The sequence below is a fragment of the Nocardioides sp. genome (assembly GCF_047607185.1).
In the GTDB taxonomy this organism is placed as follows: domain Bacteria; phylum Actinomycetota; class Actinomycetes; order Propionibacteriales; family Nocardioidaceae; genus Nocardioides.
In genome coordinates, this window is the sequence record NZ_JASGDQ010000074.1 from 1 (window position 1) to 17776 (window position 17776).

Annotated in this window: 16 protein-coding genes; 8 read left to right on the forward strand and 8 right to left on the reverse strand. The window is 71.6% G+C overall.

Annotated elements, in window-relative coordinates; translation table 11 throughout:
• A partial coding sequence (locus QM595_RS08375) for an acyl-CoA dehydrogenase family protein (protein WP_415171090.1) occupies window positions 1-936 on the reverse strand: 936 nt, incomplete at its 3' end.
• A gap of 87 nt (window positions 937-1023) precedes the next feature.
• Between QM595_RS08375 and def the strand changes: the two genes are divergently transcribed.
• Both def and QM595_RS08385 read left to right on the forward strand, forming a co-directional pair.
• Entirely contained in the window at window positions 1024-1617 is a 594-nt protein-coding gene (gene def, locus QM595_RS08380; RefSeq protein WP_415171091.1) for a peptide deformylase, read from the forward strand.
• Between the two features lie 173 nt (window positions 1618-1790).
• Entirely contained in the window at window positions 1791-2711 is a 921-nt protein-coding gene (locus tag QM595_RS08385) for a DUF559 domain-containing protein (protein ID WP_415171092.1), read from the forward strand.
• A gap of 45 nt (window positions 2712-2756) precedes the next feature.
• On the opposite strand, the gene QM595_RS08390 is transcribed toward QM595_RS08385, so the two are convergent.
• Together QM595_RS08390 and cobA are read right to left on the reverse strand one after the other, a co-directional pair.
• Window positions 2757-3581 (reverse strand): TrmH family RNA methyltransferase, encoded by an 825-nt coding sequence (locus QM595_RS08390; RefSeq protein ID WP_415171093.1) that lies wholly within the window; start codon window positions 3579-3581, stop codon window positions 2757-2759.
• Window positions 3581-4792, reverse strand: a complete 1212-nt coding sequence (cobA, locus tag QM595_RS08395) for a uroporphyrinogen-III C-methyltransferase (RefSeq protein ID WP_415171094.1) — start codon at window positions 4790-4792, stop codon at window positions 3581-3583. Before cobA ends, QM595_RS08390 begins: the two co-directional genes overlap by 1 nt.
• 238 nt (window positions 4793-5030) lie before the next feature.
• Between cobA and QM595_RS08400 the strand changes: the two genes are divergently transcribed.
• The 6 genes from QM595_RS08400 (at window position 5031) to QM595_RS08425 (ending at window position 14582) form a co-directional block, all read left to right on the forward strand.
• Window positions 5031-5558, forward strand: coding sequence for a YbhB/YbcL family Raf kinase inhibitor-like protein (locus QM595_RS08400; RefSeq protein WP_415171095.1), 528 nt, complete (start codon window positions 5031-5033; stop codon window positions 5556-5558).
• 47 nt (window positions 5559-5605) lie between these two features.
• The gene (locus tag QM595_RS08405) at window positions 5606-7840 is read left to right on the forward strand and encodes an EAL domain-containing protein (protein ID WP_415171096.1); all 2235 of its coding nucleotides are present in this window, start codon (window positions 5606-5608) and stop codon (window positions 7838-7840) included.
• Window positions 7841-7942: 102 nt separating this feature from the next.
• Window positions 7943-9940 carry a hypothetical protein gene (locus tag QM595_RS08410; protein WP_415171097.1) on the forward strand — a complete coding sequence of 666 codons (1998 nt, stop codon included), beginning with the start codon at window positions 7943-7945 and terminating at the stop codon, window positions 9938-9940.
• Between the two features lie 5 nt (window positions 9941-9945).
• Window positions 9946-11619, forward strand: coding sequence for an ArnT family glycosyltransferase (locus QM595_RS08415; protein WP_415171098.1), 1674 nt, complete (start codon window positions 9946-9948; stop codon window positions 11617-11619).
• Window positions 11616-13577 (forward strand): glycosyltransferase, encoded by a 1962-nt coding sequence (locus QM595_RS08420; protein WP_415171099.1) that lies wholly within the window; start codon window positions 11616-11618, stop codon window positions 13575-13577. Before QM595_RS08415 ends, QM595_RS08420 begins: the two co-directional genes overlap by 4 nt.
• 36 nt (window positions 13578-13613) lie before the next feature.
• Window positions 13614-14582, forward strand: a complete 969-nt coding sequence (locus tag QM595_RS08425) for an alpha/beta hydrolase (RefSeq protein WP_415171100.1) — start codon at window positions 13614-13616, stop codon at window positions 14580-14582.
• Between the two features lie 6 nt (window positions 14583-14588).
• On the opposite strand, the gene QM595_RS08430 is transcribed toward QM595_RS08425, so the two are convergent.
• Genes QM595_RS08430 through QM595_RS08450 form a run of 5 tightly spaced genes read right to left on the reverse strand, consistent with a single transcriptional unit; the run spans window position 14589 to window position 17736 of the window.
• On the reverse strand, window positions 14589-15017 hold the full coding sequence (locus QM595_RS08430; RefSeq protein WP_415171101.1) for a TA system VapC family ribonuclease toxin: 429 nt from the start codon (window positions 15015-15017) through the stop codon (window positions 14589-14591).
• On the reverse strand, window positions 15014-15265 hold the full coding sequence (locus QM595_RS08435) for a CopG family transcriptional regulator (RefSeq protein ID WP_415171102.1): 252 nt from the start codon (window positions 15263-15265) through the stop codon (window positions 15014-15016). Before QM595_RS08435 ends, QM595_RS08430 begins: the two co-directional genes overlap by 4 nt.
• Window positions 15266-15325: 60 nt before the next feature.
• Window positions 15326-16432 (reverse strand): SPFH domain-containing protein, encoded by a 1107-nt coding sequence (locus QM595_RS08440; RefSeq protein ID WP_415171103.1) that lies wholly within the window; start codon window positions 16430-16432, stop codon window positions 15326-15328.
• Between the two features lies 1 nt (window position 16433).
• Window positions 16434-16895 carry an NfeD family protein gene (locus tag QM595_RS08445; protein ID WP_415171104.1) on the reverse strand — a complete coding sequence of 154 codons (462 nt, stop codon included), beginning with the start codon at window positions 16893-16895 and terminating at the stop codon, window positions 16434-16436.
• A 10-nt stretch (window positions 16896-16905) separates the two neighbouring features.
• The gene (locus tag QM595_RS08450; protein ID WP_415171105.1) at window positions 16906-17736 is read right to left on the reverse strand and encodes an ABC transporter ATP-binding protein; all 831 of its coding nucleotides are present in this window, start codon (window positions 17734-17736) and stop codon (window positions 16906-16908) included.
• Between the last annotated feature and the right edge of the window lie 40 nt (window positions 17737-17776).

The following is a 17776-nucleotide window of genomic DNA, read 5'->3' on the forward strand; positions in this document are numbered from 1 at the left end:
GCCGAGGACGGCGTCCTCGGCGACCTCGACGTCGGTCAGGGTCAGCGTCGTGAGGCCGGCCGCCCGCACCCCCATGGCGGGGTCGCCCTCGATGCTCAGCCCTGGCGTGGCCGACTCCACGAGGAAGAGCGCCGGTCGGCCGTCGAGGCTGGCGCCGACGACGAACAGCTCGGCGTCGGCGCCGCGGGCGACCAGCGACTTGGTGCCGGACAGGACGTAGCCACTCCCCTTCCGGGTTGCGGTGGTGGCCGGGCTCAGCACGTCGAAGAGGACCGTCGGCTCGTTGAGCGCCAGCGCCGCGGCGACGCCCTCGGCGAGGGCCGGCAGGTAGGTCTGCTGCTGCTCGTCGGTGCCCCACAGCCCGAGCGCGGTCGCGACCGCGCCGGGCGCCAGGGTGGCGACGGCCAGGCCCAGGTCGCCCTTCGCGAGCGCCTCGGCGACGAGGGTGCCGGCCATCGCGGAGCGCTCCTCGTAGACCCCGCCGAGCGACTCCGGCACGCCGAGGATGGGCAGGCCGATCTCCAGTGACGCCTTCAGCACGCTCTCGGGGGCGAGACAGCTCTCGTTGGCCTCGGCGGCGGCCGGGCGGACGATCTCCTCGGCGAACTCGCCGACGACGTCGACGAGCATCTGCTCGTCCTCGGTCGGGGTCAGGTCGAAGACCCCGCTCCGGCTGGCCGCCGGTGGCCGGGTGCCGGCCTTGCCGCGGTTGCCCGCCCGGGCGAAGGTGCGGCCCGCCCGGGTGGCGACCTTGAAGCCGCCGCGGGTCACGGTGAAGACGGTCTGCTCGGTCTGCCGGCGCACGCCGAGCCGGTCGAGCAGCGGACTCTGCGCGAGCTGGCTGAGCCCGGCGACCAGCACGCCGAGCGGGTCGCGCGACTCGGTCGAGGCCACGCCGAACCGGCCGCCGCCCTTGAGGCTGTTCAGGAGGGACATGAGGCAACTGTAACTCTGAGTTACACACCGCGCTACAGGGCTCCCGGTGTGGCGGGTCACAGCCTGCCGGGCCGGTAGGCTCCGGCCATGGCAGCACCCACGAAGGCACCCGAGCACGCGCCGTACGGCCCCCTCCCGGAGGGCGGCACGGTCCGCCCGATCACCCGTTGGGGCACGCCGGTGATGCATCATGCGCAGCAGCAGGTGACGGTCTTCGACGAGGCGCTGCGGTCGCTCGCGGCGGACATGACCGCCACCATGTACGCCGCCGAGGGCGTCGGCCTGGCCGCCTGCCAGATCGGCGAGGATCTGGCGATATTCGTCTTCGACTGCCCCGACGAGTCCGGCGAGCGCTGGGTCGGGGTGGTCTGCAACCCGGTGGTGACCCTGCCGGAGGGCCGCGACCGCCATCTCGATGACGACGACGAGGGCTGCCTGTCCTTCCCCGGCGCGTTCGTGGAGTGCGCCCGGCCCGACTGGGCTCGCGTCGACGGCGTCGGCCTGTCCGGCGAGCCGGTCACCTTCGAGGGCGGTGGCCTGCTCGCCCGCTGCTTGCAGCACGAGACCGACCACACCTATGGCACCGTCTTCGGCGACCGCATCTCCGCCCGCGCCTACAAGAGGCTCCAGAAGCAGCACGACAAGCTGGCCCCGGGCTATCCGCCCGACTGGCCCGCCTAGCCCGCCGAGAGGTCCCTATCTGCCCCTCGAAGGGTCTCTGATGGCCCGCCGAGACGTCTCGGTCCTCCCGAAATGTGCCAATTTCCATCCACAGGCGGCTCTGAGACGCGTGTTTTCCACAGCCGACCGGGCGATAGGAGCGGCCAGGGGTCGATTGCGTCCAGCCTGTGGGCATGACCGTGACAGACCTCCCCACCCGGCCCTTCTGCCTGGCCGAGCTCGCGACACTTGGACTCACCCGGAAGAGGCTGCGGCTGCTCGTCGCCGAGGGCGCCGTCCGCCGCGTGGCAGCCGGTGCCTTCGTGCCCGCCTCACTGCCCGACACGACCGCGACCAGAGCCGCCGCGCTCGGCCTGGTGGTGCCACGACACCACGTCGTCATCGACCGCACCGCCGCCATGCTCCACGGCATCGACACCTATGCCATCGGCGAACAGGTCGGCACGCCGGCCGTCGAGAGCTGCGCGCTACGCGGCAACGCCAGGCCACGTGCCGAAGCCGTCGACGGACACACCCGAGATCTGCGGCCGACCGACGTCATGCGGATCGACCGGGTCCGGGTGACCACGCCGCTGCGGACCTCGCTCGACCTCGGCTGCCAGCTCCGGCGGCGCGAGGCGTTCGCCGCGATGTGCCAGTTCGCGCGGGACCACCACGTCACCGCTGACCTGTTGACTCGGCAGCTGCCCCGGTTCAAGGGACGCCGCGGCGTCGTTCAGCTCAGGGAGCTGGCTCCTCTCGTCGAGCCGCGGGTCGAGTCTGCGCGGGAGGCGTGGACGCTGCTGGCCATCGTCGAGGCCGGGCTGCCGGTGCCGGAGCCACAGTTCTGGATCGTCCTCGGCGGCGTGGCGACGTACCGGCTGGACTTCGCCTATCCCCAGCGTCGAGTCTGCGTGGAGTACGACGGCATCGAGGCGCACGAGAAGACGTCGGCCCAGAAGGCACGGGATCGGCGACGTCGACACCGGCTGCGTGACCTCGGCTGGACGGTGATCGTCGTCAGGCGCGGTGACTTCACCGGCGACCGCCTCGATGCCTGGCTGCGCGAGCTTCGCTTGGCCCTCGTGGCGCCGTACTCGACGCGGCGGTGGTGAATTCGAGACGCCTCGGTGGGCCATCAGAGACCTCTCGGTGGGCCATCAGGGACCTCTCGGCGGGCGGCGGGTGGCATAGAAGGCGACGGCGGTCGCGGCGGCGACGTTGAGGGAGTCCACCCCGGGCGACATCGGGATCTTGACCCGCAGGTCAGCCGCGGCGGCGGTCCTGGGGTCGACGCCGGCGCCCTCCGTCCCGAAGACCAGCGCCATCCTGGGCAGGTCGTGCGCCACCAGCTCCTCGAGGCTGACGGAGTCCGCCGAGAGGGTCAGTGCCACGGTCGTGAACCCGCGCTCGCGCAGCACCGCCAGCGTGTCCGGTATCCGGGGAGTACGGGTCCAGGGCACCGAGAAGACATTGCCCATGCTGGTCTTGATCGCCCGGCGGTACAGCGGGTCGGCGCAGCGCGGGGTCACCAGCACGGCGTCGACGCCGAGCGCGGCGGCGTTGCGGAAGACGCTGCCCACATTGCCGTGGTCGACCAGGTCCTCCAGTACGACGACCCGGCCGGTGGTCACCGCGTCCAGCACCGCGGCCAGCGAGGGCAGCGGCCGGCGCTGCATCGAGGCGAGCGCGCCGCGGTGCAGGTGGAAGCCGGTGACGCTCTCGAGCAACGGCTCGGCCAGGATGTAGCAGGGCGCGTCGGAGTCGGCGAGCACGTCGGTCAGACCGTCGAGCCACCTCGGCGCCATCAGGAACGACCTGGCCGCGAAGCCGGCCTCGGCCGCACGTCGTACCACCTTCTCGCCCTCGGCCAGGAAGAGCCCGTGTTCGACCTCCAGGTGGCTACGCAGCTGCACATCGCGCAGGTCGCGGTAGTCGGCCAGCCGCGGGTCCGCGGCATCATCGACCGGGACGATCCGCGCCATCAGAACGCCTCGGGGAAGGCGATCCGGACCACCTCGCCGACGACGATGATCGCCGGCGGACGCACCGCCTCCTCGGCCAGCCGGTCGGCGAGCGTGCCGAGGGTGGCGAGCACGGTCTGCTGCGTGGGCATCGAGCCGTCGCGGACCACGGCGACCGGAGTGGCGGGCGGACGGCCGCCGGTCAGCAGCGCTGCGGCGATCGCCGGGGCGTTCTCGACGGCCATCAGCAGCACCAGCGTGCCGGCCAGCCCGGCGACGGCCGGCCAGCTGGTGAGCGAGTCGGGGTGGCCCGGCGGCAGGTGGCCGGAGATGACGGTGAACTCGTGGGCGATGCCGCGGTGGGTGACCGGGATCCCCGCCAGCCCGGGGACGCTGACCGGCGAGGTGAGCCCGGGGACCACCGTCACCGGAACGCCCGCCGCCCGGCAGGCGAGCACCTCCTCGTAGCCGCGGCCGAAGACGAACGAGTCGCCGCCCTTGAAGCGGACCACCGACTTGCCCTCGAGCGCTCGGGCGACGATCAGCGAGTTGATCGCCTCCTGGGAGGCCGCCGAGCCACGCGGCAGCTTCGCCACGTCGATGAGCTCCACGTCCGCCGACAGCTCCGAGAGCAGCTCACGCGGCGCCAGCCGGTCGGCGACGACGACGTCGGCCTCCATCAGTGCTCGGCGGCCGGCGACCGTCACCAGCGAGGGGTCGCCCGGGCCGCCGCCGACCAGGGTCACGCCGGCCACCCGGTCGCGATGGTGGCGGGCGACCAGCGACCCGTCGCGCAGCTCGGCGAGGATCGCATCGCGCACGGCGGCGGAGCGGCGCGGGTCGCGGTTGCCGAGCACTGCGACGGTCACGCCGGCCTCCCGGCCGACCGCCGGCGTCCATGCGGTGGCGGCGAGCGCGTCGTCGGAGCGCACGCAGAAGATCCGCCGCTGCTCCGCCGCTGCCGATACCGCCTCGTTGACCGCCCGGTCACGGGTCGCCGCCACGACGTACCACGCCTGGTCGAGGTCGCTCTCCTGGAAGCCGCGGGCCTCCCAGGCGATCTCGCCGGCACCGAGGAGTCCCTCGAGGGCCGGGGTGAGATGCGGCGAGACCACGGTCACGTCGGCACCGGCCGCGAGCAGCGCCGGGACGCGGCGCTGCGCCACCTGGCCGCCACCGACGACCACCACCCGGCGGCCGGTGAGGATCAGGCCCGAGGGATAGGGAGTCACCGGGACATTCTCCCGCGACGTCCTCGGGCCGGGTACGACGCCCAGCACCCGGACGATTGGAGACCTCTCGAGGGGCCATCAGGGACCCTTCGCGGGGCGATTGGAGACCTCTCGAGGGGCCATCAGGGACCTCTCGGCGGAATGGGGGGCAGCCGGGCGACGGCCTCCCGGGGTGGCAGCGAGGACGAGCCACTAGGTTGGCCTCGACAGCCCACGACCACGACCCCCAGGAGACCGCATGTCGCTCGACCGCCCCGTCGCCCCCGATCCCTACGAGCTGTTGCCGGCCGTGCCGTCGTTCGCGGTGACCAGCACCGACGTCAGCGACGGCCAGCCGCTGTCCGAGGCTCAGGTGCTCTCCGGCGGCAACACCTCCCCCCAGCTCTCCTGGGAGCCCGGCCCGGAGGGCACCAGGTCCTATGTGGTCACCTGCTTCGACCCCGATGCCCCGATCGTGAGCGGCTTCTGGCACTGGGTGGCCGTGGACATCCCCGCCGACGTCACCTCGCTGCCGACCGGCGCCGGTGCGAGCGACGACGCCCTTCCCGAGGGCGCGTTCCATGTCCGCAACGATCTCGGCACCCGCGACTTCGCTGGCGCGGCCCCGCCGGAGGGCGATCAGGTGCACCGCTACTACTTCGTCGTCCACGCGGTCACCGAGGATCAGCTCGGTGTCGAGGCCGACGCCACCCCGGCGGTGGTCGGCTTCAACCTGGCCTTCAAGACGGCGGCCCGCGGCATCCTGGTGGGCACCTACCAGCACTGAGGCGATTCCGGGCATGAGCCGCGGCCGCGGCGGATAGGCTCCTGACCATGCCTCAAGCCGCCCGGAGGCGTCTGTTCGACGCCGCCATGACTGTCGCTGCGCTGGTCATGGTGGCCCTCGGCCTCCTCGGCTGGCGCCACGGTGGCCCCGAGGTCGAGGGGTACGCGGTGATGACGCTGTGCCTGGTGGCGGCGGTCGCCCTGATGGCCGGCATCTTCCTGCAGGCCACGTCGGTGCGCGGGGCGGCGCCGGTCATCGCCGGGGTGGCCCTGGCGGTGCTCTCCACCGGGCACGTCGAGGAGAAGGTCGGCGTCTTCCCGCTCTGGGCGCTGGGCGTGCTGGCCGCCTACACAGCGCTGCTGCGCAGCCCCGGCGCCGGTGTGCCGCGTGGCGCGGTCGTGGTCGTGGCCGGCCAGGTGATGATGCTGGTCGCGCCGCTGCTGGACCTGGGCCTGCCGCCCTACGACCGGCTGATGGGCGGTTTGGCCGCCTACTTCGTGGCGTTCCGGCTGCTCGAGCGGCTGCGCTTCCTGCTGGGCGGCACCAGTGCCGCGCTGACCCGCCGGGTGGCCCTGCTGATGGTCCTCGGCCAGCTCTACACCGCCGGCTTGGACGCCATGGTGGTCTCGCTCGACGAGGCCAGCACCCGGCCCTGGCGGGCCGCGACCATCAGCACCGGGGTCGTGCTGGGCGGGCTCGCGGTGGTGCTCGCAGCCCGGATCCGGACACTGCGGCGGGTGGCCAACGCCCTCACCGAGGCTGCCGCGACGACCCCGTGGCCGAGGCAGCAGATCGACGAGGTGCTGCAGCGCCTGGTCAGCGGCAACGTCCGTGCCGACAGCCTGACGATCGAGCAGGGGCCTGGCCCGGCCGGCACCATCTCCGAGCAGATCACGCCGGGCAGCTATCTGGTGGCCCGGCGGGAGCCGGGCGACTTCGGCTTCAGTCATCATGACGCCCGGCTGGTCGCGGGCCTGGCCGCGATGGCCCGCGCCTCGCACATCCAGCAGGCGCGGGAGCACGCACTGTGGACCGAGACCGTCACCGACCAGCTCACCGGGCTCTGGTCCTACAACCACTGGCGCGCCGAACTGCGCGACCAGTGCCTGGGGCGTCAGGGCGGCGAGCGCATCGGCGTGGTCTTCCTCGACCTCGACCGGTTCAAGCAGGTCAACAGCGACTACGGCCACCTGCAGGCCGACAACGTGCTCGCCACGGTCGGGCTGCGACTGCTCGGCCAGGCGCCCACCTGGCAGTTCGGCCGGTTCGGCGGCGACGAGTTCGTCGGGATCGTGCGCCATGTCCACAACCGCGAGCACCTGGACACGCTCTGCCGGGCGCTGGCGGCCGCCATCGCCGAGCCGATCCAGACCGACGGGCAGACCATCTCCGTGGAGACCTCCGTAGGTCGCGCCCTCTCCGAGAGCGTCACCGACAACCCCGAGCTGGTCCTCGCCCACGCCGAACAGGACCTGCGGGAGCGCAAGCGCTCTCGCGACATCCGGCAGGCGATCAGCACCGAGGAACTGGTCCAGGGCCTGCTCCGGGAGGGGCTCGACGTCGCCTACCAGCCGCTCATCGACGCCCACACCTGGCAGGTCCTCGGCTGGGAGGCGCTGGTGCGTGGCAGCCTGCCCGAGATCGGCGCGCTGAACCCCGGCGTCGTCATCGACTCCGCCACCCGCACCGGGGCCCTCGACGTGGTGACCCACCGGGTCGCCGACCAGGCCATCGCCACCGTCGCGGAGGCCTCCCGCCGGCTCGGCAGCCGGATGACCGTCAGCGTCAACGTCGAACTCGACCAGGTGCACGACGGCGAGCTCGTCGACTGGCTCGTCGAGCAGGCCCGCACCGAGCCGGTGCACCTGCTGCTGGAGGTCACCGAGAATACCGACAGCGACCGGTGGACGGCGGCCCACGATCTGGCCGCGGCGAAGCTGGAGAGCGCCGGCATCGGGCTGGTGCTCGACGACCTGGGCTCGGGCAACTACCGCACCTCGCTGCTGGCCCGCCGCCATTGGGAGGCGGTCAAGCTCGACCGGGAGTTCCTGCTGTTGGGCGAGCGCGGCGAGGTGATGCTGCACCACACCGTCCAGATGCTGCACGGCCTCGGCCTCACCACCGTGCTGGAAGGCATCGAGACCGCCGCACAGGCGCGGCTGGCGCAGCGGTTCGGCATCTCGCTGGTGCAGGGCTTCTTCTTCTGCCGGCCGGTGCTGGCCGAGCAGATGCTCGCCATGGTCTCCGCGCACGGGGTCGACCTGCCCCGGGCCGCGAGCTGAGAGTACGACGCGAGTTCGGCCGACTGGCCGCGGGACGGTGCTCCCGCCGCTACCCTTGTCACGCGCCAATGTCTCGGTCGGGGGAAATCCAACATGTCATCTATGCCGCCTGCGCGGTTGCTGCTCGTCGTCTTCGTGCTGGCCGGTCTGCTGGCCTCGCTCGGCCAGCCGGCCGGGGCCGCCGAGGCCGACGGCGAGCAGCGCCTCGATCTCCAGACGACGTACACCACCGCCGCGAACTCGGCGGCCCAGCAGCTGCAGGTGCCGATCCCGAGCGGGATGACCCCGACCAAGGTCTCCGGCGACCTGCTCTTCGACGCCGAGGTCAGCGGCCGGGTGGAGGTGCTGACCGCGGCCGGGGTCGCCGCTACGGTGACCCGGGCCGCCGACGAGGCGACGCTGCCGGTCGAGTTCCCGGTCACCGCGGCCGATCTCGACGACGGCTACCTGGTCTTCTCCTGGCGCTTCCTCACCGACGACGTCACCGACCCGGCGCTGGTCTGCGTGGTCAGTGACGACGGCACCGTCCAGCTGCGCGACGTCCAGGTCGTGGTCAGCGGCGAGGAGACCCCGCCAACGACGCTCGCCGACTTCTTCGGCCCCGGTGTGCGCGCCATCTCCATCGTCGTCCCGGCCGACGCCGCGGCCGGCGTCCAGGAGGCCGCGCTGACCGCCGAGGCGGCGCTGACCCACCGCTACGACGCCGACACCGCCGTCACCGTCACCACCCCGAGCGGCGCCGACCGCGCCGCCGACGTCACCGGCGCCGCCGGCCGGCTGGTCGAGCTGGTGCCCGGCGAGGGTGCGCCGCGCACCGAGATCGGCGACCGCGACGGCGTCCACGTCCTGACCATCACCGGCGACCCGGACCGGCTCACCGAGGCGACCGCCGCGCTCGGGTCGGACCTGCTCGGCGTCGCCGACAGCACCTCGACCACCTCGCTGAGCGCCACCGGCACTAGTGCCGCGACCCCCGAGCTGAGCCTGGCCGACCTAGGCCAGCAGACCCCCACCCTGAAGGGCATCGGTCAGTCCGAGCTGGTCGTCAACGTCACGCAGTCCGACTTCGGGATGTCGGCCAGCAGCCTGAAGGTCCACCTCGTCGGCGACTACGCCGCGCTGCCGGACCAGCTCACCGCGGTGGTGTCCTACTACTGGAACGACAACCTGGTCGACTCCCAGGTGCTCGGCTCCGGCGAGGAGTCCGGTGACACCCACATCGACCGGACCATCGAGATCCCCCACACCCTGCTGCGGGCGGCCAACGCGCTGCGGCTCCGGCTGGACGCGGTGCCGGTCGGCTCCGGCTCCCGGCAAGGCATCGACTGCGGCGGGCCGCTCGCGCTGCTGCCGATCGAGGTGACCTTCGACGGCGCGGCCTCGACCCTCACCGCCACTCCGGGCGACGCGCTCGACCCCGGCTTCGCCCGCTTCCCGCAGGTGCTGGGCAATGTCGTCAGCGTCGCCTTCGGCGACGACGCCGAGGCCGACCAGGCGGTCACCAACGCCGCCACGGTGATCCGCTCGCTGCAGCTGCTCAACGCGGCGCCGCTGACCGTCCACGTGGTCACCGCCGACGAGTTCGTCGACTCCTCCCGCTCCGGCCTGGTCGTCGGCGCCTCCGCCGAGCAGGTCGACGCCCTGGACGCGCCACTGCGGATGGGCGAGATCCGCGCCATCGACAGCGAGGACGCCGACTTCGGCGCCGGCGTCACCGACCCGTACGCCGCCCTGCAGGCCTTCTCCCAGGACGGCCGCGACGTGCTGCTGCTGTCCTCGTGGGGCTCCGCCGAGGTCGGCAACCAGCTGCAGGACCGCCTGAGCGACGCGCTGGCCACCCAGGAGAACGGCTGGTACGACCTGGTCGGCGACCTGTTCGTCCAGCAGTCGCTGACCAAGGAGCCCGTGCTGTTCTCCACCAACGCCATCGTGCCGCAGGAGGAGCGGCTGAAGGGCTTCTCCAGCTACGGCTGGTGGGTCCTCGGCTTCCTGGTGCTCTGCGTGCTGCTGTTCCTGGGTCAGCTCTACTCGCGCCGGCGGCTGCACCGGCGGGCCGCGAGACTGGTCGACGCCCAGGAGCAGGAGGACCTCCGGGACTGACCCGCATGTCGACGACCTACCACGGCACCGTCCCGGTCGGCGCGGCCCGGACGCCGACCGGGCTGTGGCACGCGCTCGGATCACCGCCGCTGGGGCGCCGGGTGCCCGGCACCGTCCCGGTCGCCCTGGCGGCGATGGCGTTCATGACCGTCGTCTGCCTGGTCGTCGTACCGACGGGGGCGAACCTGTGGTACGCCGACGCGCTCTCCCACCTGACGGTGGCTCGCCGGCTCGCCGACTCCATGCTGCCGGGCTTCCAGCAGCTCGGCACGGTCTGGCTGCCGGTCCCGCACCTGCTGCTGATGCCGTTCGTGCAGACCATGTGGCTCTGGTCGACCGGCTGGGCCGGCGCGATCCTCGGCATCCTCTGCTTCGGCGGGTCCTGCGCCGCGCTCTACCGGATCTGCGCCCGGCTCGGCCTCTCCCGGGGTGGCCGGCTGACGGCGCTGCTGGTGCTGGCCTGCTGCCCCGACTTCGTCTACCTGCACACCACCGCCCTGACCGAACCGGTGTTGTTCGTCTCGATCCTGGGCACCGTGGCCGGCCTGGTCCACTGGGCGACGGCGGCGCGGCCGCTCAGCGGTGGCGAGCTAGCGGTCTTCGCCGGCATCCCGGCGGCCGCCGGGATCCTGACCCGCTACGAGGGCTGGGTGCTGACGATCGGCATGGTGATCTTCGTGACCGTCGTGGAATCGCGTCGCAGCCGCGGCCGAGTGACCCGGCTGTGGCGGTTCGTCGTACTGCGCCGGGTGCTGCCGGCGCTCGCCGCGCCGATCGCCGCGGGCAGCTGGTGGCTGGCCTACAACTACAACATGTTCGGCGACCCGCTGGATTTCATGTTCGGCCCCTATTCCGCCTACGCCCAGCAGCAGGTCGCCGTCGAGCAGGGCACGCTGACCACGGCCGACCACTTCGGGCTGAGCCTCTACGTCTACAACCGGGCGGTCTGGGACCTGCTCGGACCGGTGGTGACGCTCGGCGGGGTGCTCGGCCTGCTCGTCTGCATCGCCCGCCACGGCCTCGGCCTGATCACCCTCACCCTGGGGCTGCTCTTCGGCACCTACTGCTTCGAGATCGCCAGCCTCTACCTCGGCCAGACCATCATGCTCACGCCGCACTCGCTGCCGCCGGGGCTGTTCAACGTCCGCTACGGGCTGGCCGCCTTCCCGTTCTTCGCGCTCGGCACCGCCGTCGTCTTCGAGACCCTCCGGCAGGTGCGCCGGGGCCCGTTGACGGTGGCCGCGCTGGTGCCGGTGCTCCTTCTCGCCAGGCCGCTGTGGGTGCTGGCCGATCCGACGGAGCGCTCCCCGATGCTCGTCGAGGGCCGCTCGCTCGACGCCGGCCGCCCCAACCAGGCGGCGGCCTACCTGCGCGACCACTACGACGGCGGCGGCATCCTGATGGACGAGTCGGTCGCCAGCAATGGCATCATCCCGCTGGTCCGGGTGCCGGTGAAGGAGTGGTACCTCCGCGCCTCCGGCGACTATTACACCGCCGCCCTGGAGCAGCCCGCCAAGTACGCCCGGTGGATCCTGGTCGCCACCGATCGCGGCGGTCTCAGCCTCGACACCGCCGACCAGGTCTACGCCCAGATGCTGGAACATCCCGAGCTGTTCACCGCCTACGCCCCCGTCTACGAGGGCGAGGGCCACGCCATCTACCGCAGGAGCGACTCGTGATCGCCCCGATCGGTGACGGCAGGCGGATCGGCGAGATCCTGCTCGACGCCGGCCTGGTCACGCCACCGCAGCTCGACCAGGCGCTGGCCCGGCAGGCCGCCGAGGGCGGGCCGCTGGGACGCCACCTGATCCTGGGCGGCGTCGTGGACCGGCGCGCGCTCTACCAGGCGCTCGCCGAGCAATGGGGCGCGCCGCTGGTCGACCTCGTCGCCGAGCCGCCGACCGCCCAGGAGCTGCTGGAGATCGGCGACCCGCGGCGCTACGCCGACCTGGGCTGGCTGCCCTGGCGTTACCACGACGGGGTGCTGACCATCGCCACCTCGGTGGCGCCCACCGAGCGGGTCCTGGCCACCGCCCGGGCGCTGCCCGGGGTGCGCGAGGTCAGCGTGCGCACCACGACCGACTGGGACGTCTTCCGCACCGTGCAGGAGCTGGGCCGCTCCCGGCTGCTCTACGGCATCGCCGAGCTGATGGCCGACACCCGGCCCGACCTGTCGGCACGGATCTCGATGGCGACCTGGCAGAAGGTGGTGCCGCTGCTGGCGCTGCTGGCACTGGTCCCGGCGGTGTGGCGCTGGCCGAGCCAGACGGTGGTGGCCGCGTTCTGCGTGGCCAATGCGCTCTTCCTGGGCAATATCGTCTTCAAGGTCTACTTCGGCCTGCGCGCGCCGCTGCGCAACGGCGAGAAGGAGCGCTGGAGGCGGGCGGTCCGCGCCGAGCGGGCCCGCCGGGGGCACCCCGAGGAGTGGCCGGGCCGGGTCCCCGACCAGCTGCTGCCGACGTACACGATCCTGGTGCCGGTCTTCGACGAGGTCGCCGTGGTCCAGAAGGTGATCGCCAATATGGACCGGCTGGACTATCCCAAGTCGAAGCTCGACGTGATGATCCTGCTGGAGGAGAAGGACGCCAAGACCATCGAGGCGGCCAAGGCGTCCCGGCCGCCGGAGTACGTCCGGATCGTGGTGGTGCCGGAGGGCCAGCCGCAGACCAAGCCCCGCGCCTGCAACTACGGTCTGGAGTTCGCCAAGGGCGAGTACGTCGTCATCTACGACGCCGAGGACCGGCCCGAGCCCGACCAGCTGCGGGAGGCGCTGGCCGCCTTCGAGATGAACCGGCTGATCCGCCGGCGGCTCGACCCCACCACGCCGCTGCTGGCCTGCGTGCAGGCCTCGCTGATGTACTTCAACTCGGAGTACAACCTGCTGACCCGGATGTTCTCGATCGAGTACGCCCACTGGTTCGACGCGATGCTGCCGGGCATGGACGACTCCGGGCTGCCGCTGCCGCTGGGCGGCACCTCCAACCACTTCCGGACCGACATCCTGCGCCGGCTGGGCGGCTGGGACCCTTACAACGTCACCGAGGACGCCGATCTCGGCCTGCGGATCGCCTCCCAGGGCTACGCGGTCGGCACCATCGCCTCGGCGACCGGGGAGGAGGCGTGCTCGGAGACCTTCGCCTGGATCCGGCAGCGCACCCGCTGGATCAAGGGCTATATGGTCACCGCCGCGGTCAACACCCGGCACCCGATCCGCTGGCTCCGGCTCAACGGCGTCGGCGGGGTCATCTCGATGGGCGGCCTGGTGCTCGGCACGCCGCTGGCCTTCATGTCCTACCCGCTGGCGCTGCTGTTCACCGCGGCCACCTATGTCGGTGTGCGGACCGGCGCGGTCGGCTTCCCGCCGGCGATCCTGCAGGGCGGCGTGCTGATGCTGCTGCTCGGCAACAGCGTCATGATCCTGGCCTCCGGCATCGCCGCCTGGCGGCGTTACAACTGGCGGGTGGCCGCCTACGCGGTCTTCAACCCGATCTACTGGCTGCTGCACTCCCTGGCCGCCTGGCGAGCCGTCTACCAGCTGCTCTTCGACCCGCACCGGTGGGAGAAGACCCCGCACGGGCTCAGCGAGGACTTCGAGGACCCGGCGATGCGGCACCTCTCCGGGGCGCACTCGTTCTGAGCCCGCGGTGTCGGCGGCGGCTGGCACACTGGGGCCATGACGACCACCGAAGCGACCACCGGCCCGGTCGAGGACGTCCTCGGCACGCCGTACACCGCGGAGACGATCGCGCTGGCCGACGACGAGGAGGGCCGGGTCGTCGCCACCCTGGTCAAGCGGTCGGCCGCCGCGGTGGTCGACCGGGCGGTGCTCTACGTGCACGGCTTCTGCGACTACTTCTTCCAGACCGAGCTCGCCGAGTGGTGGAACGAGCGCGGCTACGACTTCTACGCACTCGACCTGCGGAAGTACGGCCGCTCCCTGCTCCCTCACCAGACGCCCAACTACGTCACCGACCTGACCACCTACTTCGAGGAGCTGGACGCCGCCTGGGCGCGGGTCACCGACCGCGACGGCCACACCAAGGTGCTCATCGCCGCGCACTCGACCGGCGGCCTGACCACGCCGCTGTGGGTGAACGAGCGCCGGCCCGCCGAGCTGACCGGCATGGTGCTCAACTCGCCATGGCTCGACATGCAGGGCTCGACCCTGCTGCGCCTCGTCGGCACCCCGCTGGTCAAGCAGCTCGGCGCACGCCGGCCCAAGTTCCACATCAAGCGCCACGTCAGCGGGGTCTACGGCCGCAGCCTGCACCAGGACCACGCCGGCGAGTGGGACTTCGACCTCAACCTCAAGCCGCTCTCGTCCTTCCCGGTGTACGCCGCCTGGCTGAGCGCCATCCGCGAGGGCCACGCCAAGCTGCAGGCCGGCCTGGAGGTGCCGGTGCCGGTGCTGGTGATGTCCTCGGACAAGACCCGCTGGACCGCGCACATGAGCCAGCACGCCCACACCGCCGATCTGGTGCTCGACGTCGACCAGATCCGGCGCTGGTCGATCGCCATCGGCCGGCACGTCAGCTATATCGCCATCCCGGACGCGCGCCACGACGTGGTGCTCTCGCTGCCCGACGTCCGGGCGCGGGCCTACGACGTGATCAGCCGCTGGCTGGATGCCTGGGTCGACTGACAGCGATCAGGCCAACGGGTTACGCCACGAGACGCCGACGAACCTGGCGAAGTCGGTGTCGTTGGAATAGACCGTGCCCTGAGTCAATCGGGCGTGGGCGGCGATCTGAGCATCGGTCGTGAGGTTGCCCCCTGCTCCGACCATCTCAAGCAGTTCCAGCGTGGTCGCGACATGCCTCACGCCGGAGACAAGCACGCGTACGCCGGGTCGCGCCAGCCAAGCCTCGACGCGCGCTGCCGGTTCACCGACGGCGAGCGGGCTGGTGATGACGCGGCGGTTCGTCGCCACTCGGACAAATCCGAACAAGACGACGTCCGGCACGCCCACGGGCGAACCGTCCGTCAGGACACCGTCCCACCAGGTTCGTGCCGTGTCATGCTGCGCGAACCCGTCGAATACCGAGTAGACGAGCAGGTTGACGTCGGGAACGATCACCGGCGCCGAAGCCTCGTCACGAGCTCCTCATCGAGCAGTTCGTCGGCAAGTCCGTTGATGTGGCCGGAATCGACGCCTGGCGTCGGGCCGCCGTGATGCGGCACTGTCCGGAACGGCTCGGAGTCCTTCGTCGACAGCGCCTTGCGCAAGGCGTCATTGACGACCTGCTTCATGGTGCTGCGCTGGTCGTGGACGGCGCGATCCACCAGTGCGGCGACGTCGTCGTCGAGAGAAAGAGTCGTGCGCATACCTACATCATGATGCGAGAAGGGTATGGCATCAAGATGTCCCGATCCCCTCGTAGGCGGCTACTCCTCGGCGGGCGGCTCGTCCGTCGGCGACTCCGGCGAGGTGAGCGGGTCGGCGGTGTGGCTCACCGGTGCGGTCTGCTGCGCCTCGGCGATGGCCGCGGCGACCGCCTCGTCGGCGGCCTTGCGGGACTCGTCGACGGCGCTGGGCAGCGGCGTCGACTCGAAGGAGACCCGCTTGGTCGGGGTGGCGTCGGCCGGGATGCCCTTGAGGTCGGACAGCGTCGAGCCGAGACCCTCCAGCGCCTTGCCGATCTCGCTGGGCACGATCCACACCTTGTTGGCGTCGCCCTCCGCGATCTTGGGCAGCATCTGGAGGTACTGGTAGGCCAGCAGCGACTGGTCCGGCGCGCCGTCGTGGATCGCCTGGAAGACGGTCTGGATCGCCTGCCCCTCACCCTGCGCCCGCAGGATCGAGGCCTCCCGGTCGGCCTGGGCCCGCAGGATGCGCGACTCCCGCTCGCCCTCGGCGTTGAGGATCGCGGACTGCTTGTTGCCCTCGGCGGTCAGGATGGCCGACTGTCGCTCGCCCTCGGCGGAGAGGATCATCGCCCGCTTGTCGCGGTCGGCGCGCATCTGCTTCTCCATGGCGTCCTTGATGGAGCCCGGCGGGTCGATGCTCTTGACCTCGACCCGCTTCACCTTGATGCCCCAGCGACCGGTCGCCTCGTCGAGCACCGCCGAGAGCCCGGAGTTGATCGCCTCGCGGCTGGTCAGCGTCTCCTCCAGGTCCATGCCGCCGGCGATATTGCGCAGCGTGGTCATGGTGAGCTGCTCGACGGCCTGGATGTAGTTGGCGATCTCGTAGGTCGCGGCGACCGGGTCGTTGACCTGGAAGTAGATGACGGTGTCGATGGAGACCGTCAGGTTGTCCTCGGTGATCACCGGCTGCGGCGGGAAGGTGACCACCTGCTCGCGCATGTCGATGATGTAGCGGAGCTTGTCGATGAACGGCACCACCACGTTGAGGCCCGGGGTCAGCGTGCCCTTGTACCTCCCGAAGCGCTCCACGATGCCGGTGCGTGCCTGCGGGATGATCTTGACGGTCTTCGCCAGCAGCACCACCGCGAAGATCACCAGGAGGGCGAGGACGATCAGGACTCCCATGTCAAGCCTCCAATGTCGGTGTGGGATGGACGTAGACGGTGGCACCGCGGACCTGCAGCACCTCGACGACGGTGTCGTCCTCGATGATCAGAGTGTCGTCATAGGGCCGGGCCGACCAGAGCACGCCCTCGAGACGAACCTGGCCGGGCTTGTCGGCGCTCAGCCGGCCGATGGCCACGGCGCGCACCCCGATGAGCGAGTCGGTCCCGAGGACGAGCTCCGGACCGGCGTGCAGCCGCCGTGCCAGGCCAGGGCGTACGACGCCCAGCATCGCCACCGCGACCACGACCGCGACGATCACCTGCACCGGCAGCGAGTCGGTGACCAGCGAGGTCACCACGCCGCCCAGCGCCCCGGTCGCGAGCATCGCCAGGACCAGGTCGAGACTCGCGATCTCGGCAATGCCGAGGAGGACCGCGATCGCGAGCCAGACGGCCCACGGATTGTCGCCCAGCCAGTGCATGGCTGTGAGCCTAGCCGGTGCTGGCGGCGGGTGCTGGCGGCTGCGGCTCGGCCCGCCGGGTGCGGCGACGTGCCGACCAGCGGCCCTCGTCGTACCGCAGCGTAAGCGGCATCCCGAAGGTGGCGGACAGGTTGGCCTCGTTGAGCTCGTCGTCGACCAGCCCCGCCGCGACCACGCCGCCCTGGCGCAGCATCAGCACGTGAGTGAAGCCCGGCGGGATCTCCTCCACGTGGTGCGAGACCAGCACCATCGCCGGCGCGGCGGCGTCGAGGGCGAGCGCCGAGAGCGCCGAGACCAGGTCCTCCCGGCCACCGAGGTCGAGGCCGGCGGCCGGCTCGTCGAGGATCAGCAGCTCGGGGTCGACCATCAGCGCCCGAGCGATCTGGACCCGCTTCTTCTCCCCCTCCGAGAGGGTGCCGAAGGTGCGGGCCGCGAGATGGCCGATGCGCAGCTCCTGCAGCAGTTCCTCGGCGCGGTCGTGGTCGAGGTCGTCGTAGGTCTCCCGCCACCGGCCCAGCACGCCGTACGCCGCGCTCACGACGACGTCGTGCACCGATTCGCCGCGCGGGATCCGCTCGGCCAGCGCCGCGCTGGTCAGCCCGATGCGGGGCCGCAGCTCGAAGACGTCGACCTTGCCCAACTGCTCACCCAGCACGTGGGCGGTGCCGGTCGTGGGGTGCCACTGGGCGGAGGCGATCTGCATCAGCGTGGTCTTCCCGGCGCCGTTCGGACCGAGGATCACCCAGCGCTCGTCCTCCTCGACCACCCAGCCGACCCGGTCCAGCAGGACGGCCTCTCCTCGGCGGACCGTGAGATCGCGGAACTCCAGGACGGCAGCCATGACGCACACCCTATCGAGGGCCGCTGCGCGCCCTGCGTAG

What these genes read in the sequence shown, in the direction of transcription:
- QM595_RS08440 (WP_415171103.1), bottom strand. Translation starts at nt 16,432, where the DNA reads ATGGGAGTCCTGATCGTCCTCGCCCTCCTGGTGATCTTCGCGGTGGTG.
- QM595_RS08385 (WP_415171092.1), top strand. Translation starts at nt 1,791, where the DNA reads ATGACCGTGACAGACCTCCCCACCCGGCCCTTCTGCCTGGCCGAGCTC.
- QM595_RS08405 (WP_415171096.1), top strand. Translation starts at nt 5,606, where the DNA reads ATGCCTCAAGCCGCCCGGAGGCGTCTGTTCGACGCCGCCATGACTGTC.
- QM595_RS08435 (WP_415171102.1), bottom strand. Translation starts at nt 15,265, where the DNA reads ATGCGCACGACTCTTTCTCTCGACGACGACGTCGCCGCACTGGTGGAT.
- QM595_RS08425 (WP_415171100.1), top strand. Translation starts at nt 13,614, where the DNA reads ATGACGACCACCGAAGCGACCACCGGCCCGGTCGAGGACGTCCTCGGC.
- QM595_RS08445 (WP_415171104.1), bottom strand. Translation starts at nt 16,895, where the DNA reads ATGCACTGGCTGGGCGACAATCCGTGGGCCGTCTGGCTCGCGATCGCG.
- QM595_RS08390 (WP_415171093.1), bottom strand. Translation starts at nt 3,581, where the DNA reads ATGGCGCGGATCGTCCCGGTCGATGATGCCGCGGACCCGCGGCTGGCC.
- QM595_RS08450 (WP_415171105.1), bottom strand. Translation starts at nt 17,736, where the DNA reads ATGGCTGCCGTCCTGGAGTTCCGCGATCTCACGGTCCGCCGAGGAGAG.
- QM595_RS08415 (WP_415171098.1), top strand. Translation starts at nt 9,946, where the DNA reads ATGTCGACGACCTACCACGGCACCGTCCCGGTCGGCGCGGCCCGGACG.
- def (WP_415171091.1), top strand. Translation starts at nt 1,024, where the DNA reads ATGGCAGCACCCACGAAGGCACCCGAGCACGCGCCGTACGGCCCCCTC.
- QM595_RS08400 (WP_415171095.1), top strand. Translation starts at nt 5,031, where the DNA reads ATGTCGCTCGACCGCCCCGTCGCCCCCGATCCCTACGAGCTGTTGCCG.
- QM595_RS08410 (WP_415171097.1), top strand. Translation starts at nt 7,943, where the DNA reads ATGCCGCCTGCGCGGTTGCTGCTCGTCGTCTTCGTGCTGGCCGGTCTG.